The 750-nt window shown below is 67.7% G+C and carries 1 protein-coding gene; it reads right to left on the reverse strand.

The genetic code is table 11. The features are described 5' to 3' along the window. Window positions 1–23: 23 nt before the first annotated feature. Window positions 24–750, reverse strand: a 727-nt coding sequence (locus G3436_RS15175; protein WP_163946369.1) for a glycerate kinase family protein, incomplete at its 5' end; no start/stop codon positions are given.

The raw sequence follows: 750 nt of genomic DNA on the forward strand, positions 1-750 counted from the left end.
CTGGCTTGCCAGCGAAGGCGATATCAGCGTTGGTGCAAGGCCCACAACCGTGCAATATCCCGCGCCCGATCACGCAACAACGGCGCCGCCTGCGCACACGCCTGCTGCAAGCTCATCGGCCCGCTGGTCACGGCAAAGGCCGCATCGATGCCATGTACATACAGGTCCTGATAGCCCTCGCCCAAGGTGCCGGCAATCACCACCACCGCAACCCCATGGCGCTTGGCAATGCGTGCCACGCCAAACGGCGTCTTGCCACGCAGGGTCTGCGCATCGAAGCGCCCTTCCCCGGTGATCACCAGATCGGCATCGCGTACCGCCTGCTCCAACCCGGCCAGCTCCGCCACCACCTCGATACCCGCGCGAAACTGCGCGTTCAGGAACGCCTTGGCCGCAAAGCCCATGCCGCCCGCCGCACCGCACCCGGGAAAATTGCGCACGTCCTGTTTCAGCAACGGCGCGCAATGATCGGCAAAGTGCCCCAGCGCCTGGTCCAGCAGTGCCACCTGCGCGGGGCTTGCGCCCTTCTGCGGGCCGAAGATGGCCGAAGCACCGTTGGCCCCGCACAGCGGGTTGTCGACATCCGCAGCTACCTGCACCTGCACCTCGGCCAGGCGCGGGTCGAGTGCGCTGGCGTCCAGGCGCGCCAACTGCGCCAGGGCCAGGCCGCCTGGCTGCAGTGCACGGCCCTCGGCGTCGAACAGTTGCAGGCCCAGTGCGCGCAGCATGCCACTGCCGCCATCGTTGGTG

Source organism: Pseudomonas brassicae (assembly GCF_010671725.1).
GTDB classification, from domain to species: domain Bacteria; phylum Pseudomonadota; class Gammaproteobacteria; order Pseudomonadales; family Pseudomonadaceae; genus Aquipseudomonas; species Aquipseudomonas brassicae.